Genomic DNA, 8,271 nt, shown 5'->3' with positions numbered 1-8,271 from the left:
GGCTCAGGCTCAGGCTCAGGCTCAGGCTCAGGCTCAGGCTCAGGCTCAGGCTCAGAAACAGGATCCGGAGGGGCCGTAAAGTCTGTCAATGGCGGAGGTGTTTCGTTTGGCGCCTCGTCTTCTGGCATACGGGGGCCGATGGTTATGCTCTTACGTACAGGCTCGGTTTCGGGAGCCGTGTCCCGCTCCAGCGCGACTGTCTCATCGTACTGCTGAGACACAAACCACCAAGAGCCCCCCAAAAGCACAAGTGCCAATGCAGGCAGGCGAAGCTGCTTAAAATTAAGCACCGGCGAACGCTTCCGCTTCGAAGCACCGGAAACAATGTCCAACCAGATACCAGGAGTCACTCTTTTCAGCCGGGAAAAACTTCCCTGACTGAGGTCGTATATTCTATCAAGCCGGGACGGACTTAGGAGTTCATTCACCTTACCGCCTGCTTTGTGCACTCGCGGCTCAAGGTAAGAGAACACCTCTTCTCTGGTAAGCGGGCGCAAGTGAACCTGGTGAACAGATACCGATGAATCCTCAAGACCCAGAAGCGTGACGAGGCGATCCTCGCCAACAAATACCGGAACCGCTGCCTTGGCACGATCGGCGGCGAGAAACCCCTCAAGGATTAGCCTGAGCAGCTCAGGAGGCGCTCGGTCGGCATCGTCAATGAGCAACACCATGCGCTGACCCTTGGCAACCCTGCTTTCAGTCCACCGAAAAAAACGATAAACGGCTTCACGAGAGTTGTCATCCGGGCTAACACCAGAGCGGGCTACCTGCTTAAGGTCTCTTGCCAAGGCACTGGAGCTTGTCATGGCGGCTGCAGACAGACGGTGAAAACCTAACCGTGATGATTCACTGCGCACTAACTCTGCCAGCAATCGACTTTTACCTGAGCCTGGGGCACCGGTGAGCAGCAGCGCCATATCTCCAAACCCACAAAGATGGCGGAGTGCTTCCAAGGCGTGATGACGCATGCCATCCGGAAAGAAGGGTAGATCCATTTCCAGCGGGTTATCTCTCAAACCGTATCGTTGCTGTAGCCTAGGGAACAACCCTCCACCATCCAGGCTGTTGAAGCTGTCGTCAGTCACAAAAAAATCCTGCCGTTCAATGTTACAACCTCTGCTCAGCTTTCCTGCTGACAAAACGCCTCTAGTGTTGCCATGAGGTTCTCCGGAGAAGCCCCCGATGTAACCACAGCATCGCCTACGGAACGAAGCAATACTAACCTCAACCTACCGTCGATGTTCTTCTTATCCACGGCCATCAGGCTCATGAAATCCGCAGGCATCATTTCTACTGGAGGTCGTAAAGGCAAACTCGCCCTACGAACAATGCGCACGATACGATCGTAATCCGCCGAACTTATCAAATCTTCCCGGGCCGACAGGTCGGCGGCCATGATCATGCCCGTGCCCACTGCCTCTCCATGCAACCAGTTGCCGTAGCCGGCGAAGGTCTCGATGGCGTGACCAAATGTATGCCCAAGGTTCAGGGTAGCCCGGAGCCCGTTCTCGCGCTCATCCTGCGCCACAACATCTGCCTTGCAAGCGCATGAGCGCAATATCGCTTCCGCCAGAGCTTTGCTGTCACAAGCTACCAGCGGCTCAATTGTCTCTTCCAACCAGCCCAGGAAGGCTGTATCCCGGATCAAGCCGTACTTGATAACCTCAGCCAGCCCAGCAGACACCTCCCTCGGCGGCAGAGACTGAAGGGTGTCGGTATCAATCATCACCACTTCTGGCTGATGGAAAGCCCCGACCATATTCTTGCCGAGTGGGTGGTTAATACCGGTTTTACCACCCACGGACGAATCAACCTGAGACAGTAACGTGGTTGGAATTTGTATGAATGGCACGCCGCGCTGGTAAGACGCAGCAGCAAACCCTGTCATATCGCCAACAACACCACCACCCAATGCGACCAGCGTGGTTTTTCGGGTATGTTGCTTCTCCAACAAGGCATCAAAAATCAGATTCAGTGTCTGCCAGTTTTTATGGTTTTCACCATCCGGCAGCACAACCGTATCCACCTCCTTGCCAGGAAAGCTGGCCTTGACCTGCCCCAAATACAAAGGGCCCACCACATCGTTGGTCACGATCATTACTTGGGAACCACCAACGTAATCAGAAAGGTCGTACCCTCCTAACATACCTTCGCCGATCATAATGGGGTAACTGCGCTCTCCCAGATCTACCGGAAGCTCATGAAGCAGGTTATACATGGTTACGGCCTTCCTTTCTCACCTGTCTTTGTTGTCGCGGGGTTTTCGGGTTTACGCGATTCACAAGCTGACGCACCACAAGCCGGGGACTTTTGCGATCTGTGAACATAATAATATCAGCAAGTTCGGTATACAGAGGGTCTCTAATGGCAAACAGTCTACGCAAAACACCTTCGGGATCGTCGTTCTGCAGTAAAGGGCGATTGCGATCTTTGCGCGTGCGCTCCACCTGCTGCTCTATCGACGTACGCAGGTAGATAACCACCGAATCTTTTTTCAATAGCGGGTGGTTTTCGGTACACATTACCGCCCCACCACCTGTGGCTAAAACAGTCTCGGGCTGCGCAGACAGCTCGTTCAGCATCGCTGTTTCACGCTGACGGAACCCTGCTTCGCCTTCAACATCGAATATCCAGGGAATGTTTGCCCCACAACGCTCTTCAATGATCCGGTCAGAATCAAGAAAACGGTACCCCAACTCTCGGGCAAGCATCCGGCCAATCGTACTTTTACCGGCGCCCATTGGGCCAACCAAGACAACGCGTTTGGGCAAAGACATAACTTCCGCTCAATAATGTTCAGGCGGGTGAGAATATCACAGGGCTACAGATTGCATAAGCTTCGGCGTTAGCATCACGGAACCTACAGACACAAAAAAGCCGCCGGTTTAACGCGGCGGCTTTGCTGCTGGCTCTGTTACTGAATCAGGTCGTTCCTGATGATCTTCGGTGTGATGAAGATCAGCAGCTCACTGCGCTCATTAATTTTCTCGGTGCGCTTAAACAGGCGTCCAAGGTAAGGAATGTCCCCAAGGAACGGAGTTTTAGTGGTTTGAGTGGCGACTTCTGATTGGAAAATACCACCCAGAACCACTGTTTCACCATTGCCAACCAATACCTGCGTGGTTACTTCGTTGGTGTTGATGGAAGGAATCCCCCCTGTTACTTCGCCACGGGAGTCCTGATTAACCATCAGATCCATGATGATCTTGTCATCTGGTGTGATCTGCGGCGTCACTTCCAAAGACAGCACGGCTTCTTTGAATGATACCGACGTCGCACCACTGGAAGAGGCCTCCTGATATGGAATCTCTTCACCCGATTTGATGGAGGCTGTCTGGCGATCTGCGGTTACCACTCGCGGCTGCGAGACAACTTCTGCTTGGCCGTCGGTTTCAAGCGCTGACAACTCAAGATCTACCAAGAAGTTGTCGCTGCCCCAGCCTATAGCGAATGAAGAAGCACCTTCACCAGTTACACCAAGATCAACTCCCAGCGCGCCCGGGAACGTAATGCCACCCGTGCCACCACCTGCGGCATCGCGTGCCTCTCCTACAGCTTCTTGAGATCCGCCAAAAGAAAATACGTTGTCTCCACTAACATCGTAGCCTGCACCACCCCAGCGCACTCCCAGGTTTTCCGCCACATTAGTCTGCGCGCGCACAATGCGGGCTTCGATAGATACCTGGCGCACCGGCACGTCCCAAGTAGACACCAGACGACGAATCTCCTCCAGTTTATCCGTGCTTTCACGAACGCTAATAGTGTTGGTGCGCACATCCGAGGATACAAAACCACGATCAGAGATAAGTTCTTTGTCTTCCTTGATCAGCCCAACAATATCGGCAGCTTTGGCGTAGTTGACCTGAATGATATCCAACCGAACCGGTGCAAGCTCTGCAATTTGCTTGGTGGTTTCAAGCTCAAGCTTCTCACGGGCGGCGATTTCATCAGCCGGCGCAACCAGCAAAACGTTACCAATCTGGCGTTTATCTAACCCCTTGGTTTTAAGAATAAGATCCAGAGCCTGATCCCAAGGAACGTTCTGCAAGCGCAGAGTGATGCTGCCGCCTACCGTGTCACTCGCTACCAGGTTCAGCCCGGTAAAGTCTGCTATAAGCTGCAGTACGGAGCGCACTTCAATATCCTGAAAGTTCAGGGAGAGCTTTTCACCAGAGTAGGGGAACTTCTGTTCGCGACGTGATTCAGCTTCCTCTTCAGTAAGCTTTTCGACACTCACTGTGAACTGGCTTCCAGATTGATAAGCAATGTAGTCGTAATTGCCCTCGGGGCGAATTTCCACCACCGCGTTGCCATCCTCAACAAAGGTATCAATACGGCTTACCGGTGTTGCGAAGTCGGTGACATCAAGGCGACGGCGCAGATCAACTGGTACCGAGATACCATCCATAGTGAGACGAATCTTGCCGCCCAACTCAGACAAATCTACCGGCGTTCTAGGGCTGCCGAGATCTACGATGACACGGCCTTCGCCGTTATTACCGCGGCGAAAATCGACGCCTGCTAGCGTATCGGCTGCAGGGGCCGATTGCATGGCCTCGGCTGATCCAGACGAAGCAGTTGCAACCGGTGCCGCCCCGGAATCACCACCAATAGTCATCACAAGAGAGTCGTTATTCCGAACCGTCTCGTAAGGCGCAAGCTCAATCAAATTAAAGATCAAACGGGTGCGGTCCTTTGTCTCTACCACGGTCATGCTCTGGGCATTACCCGACCCAAGCGGAATACTCCGACTGTTAAGCCCACTGGTGGTGTCGCGCAAATCCACCGCAATACGCGCTGGGCGCTCGATGGTGTAACCCGATGGTTCGGGCGGCTGACCATCAAACTTAAGAGTCACTTCCAGACGCTCTCCCGGTAGCGACGAAAACGACACGTCTTCCAACGTGACCGCATTGGCCAGGCCGGATAACAACCCAAAAGCAACTACGCTGACGTATACATTGAGTTTTCTGAACATCGCTAGCCTCGACCCTAAACTTTTTTGTATATGCATGTTTCTTTCAATCTTCATCCAGCCGCTCCTTAGCCTGCGCCCTCGTCCAGGGTCAGAGAGCGAGGACGCTCTACCCAACCACCCCGGCCATTAGGAACGATCTCGATTAGTTCGATCCGGGTTTCACTCACACCAATAATACGGCCATAGCTCTGCCCGATGAAATTCCCGGAACGCACCCGGTGAATACCGCCAGAATCATCCCGGATTAGCGCAAATAGATTTCCTGACACCCCCTGGAGCGTACCCACCATACCGAGACTCTTGAGATCAAAATTCTCAAGCACCTCTTTTGGCCGATCCAGATTAGGCTCAACATCACTGACCGGCTTTTCATCAACCATCGTCAGCTGAACATCGATTGGCACCTCAAACGGTGCCCGTCTGTCTGCCGCCGAATAACTGAATGCCTCGTAAGCACTGAACTCAGGCAATGGCTCAACATGCCCCCGAGGCTTGGCTCGGGTGTCTGCCATAAACTTGTCCAGATCGGAAAAACCGCTGCCCTGGGAGCAGGCTGTCAGGAGTGACACCAGACAAACACCCAGCCAGGCTCTTCCCGCATGCTTTGCTGCCATGCTCATTCTCCAGCCCGGTAGCGGTATGTACGGGCAACAACCTGCATATCAAGTTGCTCGCCGTCTCCGCCAGTTGGTTTAATGGTTAAATCGTGCAGGGTTACGATCCTTGGAAGGCTTGCCACACTGCTCACAAACGATGCCAGCTCATGATACGAGCCTGACACTCGGATATTGATCGGCAATTCGGAATAGAAGTCGCGCTTTTGCTCAGACTGAAGTTTTACTTCCTGAAGCGCCAAACCGCTACCCAGAGCTGTATTGGTAATATCCTCAAGCAGCCCTGGAACTTCTGTTTCACTCGGCAATTGTCGCACCAGCGCACCGAACGTTTCTTCCATCTCCACCATCTGCGCTTTGAAAACCTCCAGGTTTGCCACCCGATAGGCTTTTTGCTCGTACTTTGTGCGCAGATCTTGCTCGGTCTTTTCAACTCGGTCGAGCTGAACATACTGATCCTTTATAAAGAACCAGTAGCCGCCGCCAAGAATCAAGCCGAATATAAGCAGGACAACAATGGCCTTGATGGGCGCCGGCCAGATGCCAGCATTGTTTACATCAAGATCGTTGATATCAAATTCATTGAGGCTTTTAAGTGAGTCCGCGAGGCTCATTACTTATCCTCCCCTTCGGGCTCTGGTGTTTTTTGTTTAACAGTCATGGTGAACTGGCTGTAGCCAGCCCGCCGACTGTCCGCCGCCGATACATTTGACAGGTTCGGGCTGGTGAACCAGTCGGATTCATCAAACTGTCGCATCAGGTTTGATACGCGGCTATTCGATTCCGCCATACCAACAATGCTTACCTGATCACCCGACTTCTTCAAATCTGTATAAAAAAGTCCGTCCGGCAGAGTGCGCACCAACTCATCAAACGCGCGAACGATCACAGGACGTTTGCCCTGCAAATCTTGAATAACCTTCATGCGAGCCAGCAGTTCGTCGCGTTTGCTCTTGAGGCTTTCAATCTCACGAATCTGTTCATCCAATTTTTTGGTGGCAGATTCGATGTATGCGTTCCGGGATTGCTGATACGCAATGCCGCTGTCTAAATCTGAACTCCAGAGGAAGGTAAGGCCGGCAGCAATAATAGCGGCACCTAGAATCATCACTACAAACTGCTTTTGCTTTTCTGCGCGGAGTTCTTCGCGCCAAGGCCTGAGGTTGATCGTTGCCATCAGTCGAAGCTCCTCATTGCCAAGCCACACGCGACCATCAGCGAGGGAGCATCGTTGCCCAATGCCGATGCGTTAACCCGCGAGCCTACTGCCATCTCTGCAAAAGGATTCGCGACCAGTGTCGGCGTTCCTGTTTTCTCCTCCACCATTTCTGTCAGCCCCTGAATCGAAGCCGTACCACCGGCAAGCACTACGTAGTCCACCGCATTGTATTGACTGGCTCCGAAAAAGAACTGGAGCGCGCGCGCTACCTGCTGAACAACGGCTTCCCGGAACGGCGTAAGTACTTCCGATTCGTAATCATCCGGCAGCCCGCCTTGCTTCTTTGCAAGACCAGCTTCTTCAACAGACAAACCATAACGGCGCTGGATCTCTTCAGTAAGCTGTTTGCCACCAAAAATCTGCTCTCGGGTGTAAACCGTCTTACCCTCTGCGAGCACGCTCAGGGTTGTCATGGTCGCGCCAACATCAACAACGGCCACCACCAAATCTTCGCCCTGAGAGTCAAGCTGGGACTCAATCAACGCGTAAGCGCGCTCGAGGGCGTAGGCTTCCACATCCACAATTTTGGTGTTTAGAGAGGCAATCTCAAGCGCATCCTCCCGGATATCGACGTTCTCTTTACGGCATGCCGCCAAGAGCACATCTACCTGATCTGGATTCGTTTCTGAGGGGCCCTGCACCTCAAAATCAATCGCAACCTCATCAAGCGGATACGGAATGTATTGATCTGCCTCCAGAGCGATTTGATCTTCCATCTCAAATTCGTTGAGGCCGCCATCCATTTGGATGAGTTTTGTGATCACAGCGGAGCCAGACACGGCCACTGCCACATGCTTGAGGCTGGTGCGTGATTTCGAAGCCACCCGTTTGAGAACTTCGCCAACGGCTTCTACGTCTGTGATATTTTTTTCGACCACAGAGTTAGCCGGCAACGGCTCAACGGCGTAGCTCTCGACCTTATATCGGTCGCCTTGCTTCGACAGCTCGAGGAGCTTGACGGAGCTTGAGCTTATATCTACGCCCAATACTGCACTGGATTTCTTTCCGAACAATCCGAACACGCGCTCACCCTATACCTGGTTAGATGCACCCGGCTATATGTCTTATGTGTTTTTTATTTAAGAGAATTTCTTCAATATTCCGTCTACAATGTTCGCTCTCCTTCAAATGAGAACGATTGCAGCGGTGAAGCGACTCATCCTTCCTAAAGCAATTTCTCAAATGATAGACCTATATCCAACAGTTGTCAGAAAAAAATGTCCCATTTGTTGCGTACTTCTCGCCTTTTTGCATGGTTATTTCTCACCGGACTGAGTGTCGCCGTTATCGTCGGCTCAGGCTTCTATCTTTACCTTCGTCCGGGTCTTCCTCCCGTAGATCAGCTACTGGACATAAAACTCCAGACACCACTACGGGTATATAGCAAAGACAACAGATTAATAGCAGAATTCGGTGAAAAGAGAAGGGCACCGATCACAATCGAACAGATCCCAACA

Annotated in this window: 8 protein-coding genes; all 8 read right to left on the bottom strand. The window is 52.4% G+C overall.

Annotated features, from left to right (window positions below):
* On the bottom strand, positions 1 to 1,088 hold a 1,088-nt coding region (locus ACTH3S_RS03625), incomplete at its 3' end, for an AAA family ATPase (RefSeq protein ID WP_441807659.1).
* A gap of 35 nt (positions 1,089 to 1,123) precedes the next feature.
* Complete coding sequence (aroB, locus tag ACTH3S_RS03620) at positions 1,124 to 2,221, bottom strand: 3-dehydroquinate synthase (protein WP_441807658.1); 1,098 nt, start codon at positions 2,219 to 2,221, stop codon at positions 1,124 to 1,126.
* Positions 2,214 to 2,780 carry a shikimate kinase AroK gene (gene aroK / locus ACTH3S_RS03615; RefSeq protein WP_441807657.1) on the bottom strand — a complete coding sequence of 189 codons (567 nt, stop codon included), beginning with the start codon at positions 2,778 to 2,780 and terminating at the stop codon, positions 2,214 to 2,216. Before aroK ends, aroB begins: the two co-directional genes overlap by 8 nt.
* 137 nt (positions 2,781 to 2,917) lie before the next feature.
* Complete coding sequence (gene pilQ, locus ACTH3S_RS03610) at positions 2,918 to 4,981, bottom strand: type IV pilus secretin PilQ (RefSeq protein WP_441807656.1); 2,064 nt, start codon at positions 4,979 to 4,981, stop codon at positions 2,918 to 2,920.
* A 65-nt stretch (positions 4,982 to 5,046) separates the two neighbouring features.
* Positions 5,047 to 5,595 carry a pilus assembly protein PilP gene (locus tag ACTH3S_RS03605; protein ID WP_441807655.1) on the bottom strand — a complete coding sequence of 183 codons (549 nt, stop codon included), beginning with the start codon at positions 5,593 to 5,595 and terminating at the stop codon, positions 5,047 to 5,049.
* A gap of 2 nt (positions 5,596 to 5,597) precedes the next feature.
* Positions 5,598 to 6,209, bottom strand: a complete 612-nt coding sequence (locus ACTH3S_RS03600) for a type 4a pilus biogenesis protein PilO (protein ID WP_441807654.1) — start codon at positions 6,207 to 6,209, stop codon at positions 5,598 to 5,600.
* Positions 6,209 to 6,772: a PilN domain-containing protein gene (locus ACTH3S_RS03595; RefSeq protein WP_441807653.1), complete on the bottom strand. Its 564-nt coding sequence runs from the start codon at positions 6,770 to 6,772 to the stop codon at positions 6,209 to 6,211. Before ACTH3S_RS03595 ends, ACTH3S_RS03600 begins: the two co-directional genes overlap by 1 nt.
* Entirely contained in the window at positions 6,772 to 7,836 is a 1,065-nt protein-coding gene (locus tag ACTH3S_RS03590) for a pilus assembly protein PilM (RefSeq protein ID WP_441807652.1), read from the bottom strand. Before ACTH3S_RS03590 ends, ACTH3S_RS03595 begins: the two co-directional genes overlap by 1 nt.
* Positions 7,837 to 8,271 lie beyond the last annotated feature (435 nt).

Source organism: Marinobacter sp. (assembly GCF_052094685.1).
GTDB lineage: Bacteria > Pseudomonadota > Gammaproteobacteria > Pseudomonadales > Oleiphilaceae > Marinobacter.
Note: the sequence above shows the minus strand (reverse complement) of the source record. Positions and strands in the feature narration are given on the sequence as shown.

What these genes read in the sequence shown, in the direction of transcription:
- aroB (WP_441807658.1), bottom strand. Translation starts at nt 2,221, where the DNA reads ATGTATAACCTGCTTCATGAGCTTCCGGTAGATCTGGGAGAGCGCAGT.
- aroK (WP_441807657.1), bottom strand. Translation starts at nt 2,780, where the DNA reads ATGTCTTTGCCCAAACGCGTTGTCTTGGTTGGCCCAATGGGCGCCGGT.
- pilQ (WP_441807656.1), bottom strand. Translation starts at nt 4,981, where the DNA reads ATGTTCAGAAAACTCAATGTATACGTCAGCGTAGTTGCTTTTGGGTTG.
- ACTH3S_RS03605 (WP_441807655.1), bottom strand. Translation starts at nt 5,595, where the DNA reads ATGGCAGCAAAGCATGCGGGAAGAGCCTGGCTGGGTGTTTGTCTGGTG.
- ACTH3S_RS03600 (WP_441807654.1), bottom strand. Translation starts at nt 6,209, where the DNA reads ATGAGCCTCGCGGACTCACTTAAAAGCCTCAATGAATTTGATATCAAC.
- ACTH3S_RS03595 (WP_441807653.1), bottom strand. Translation starts at nt 6,772, where the DNA reads ATGGCAACGATCAACCTCAGGCCTTGGCGCGAAGAACTCCGCGCAGAA.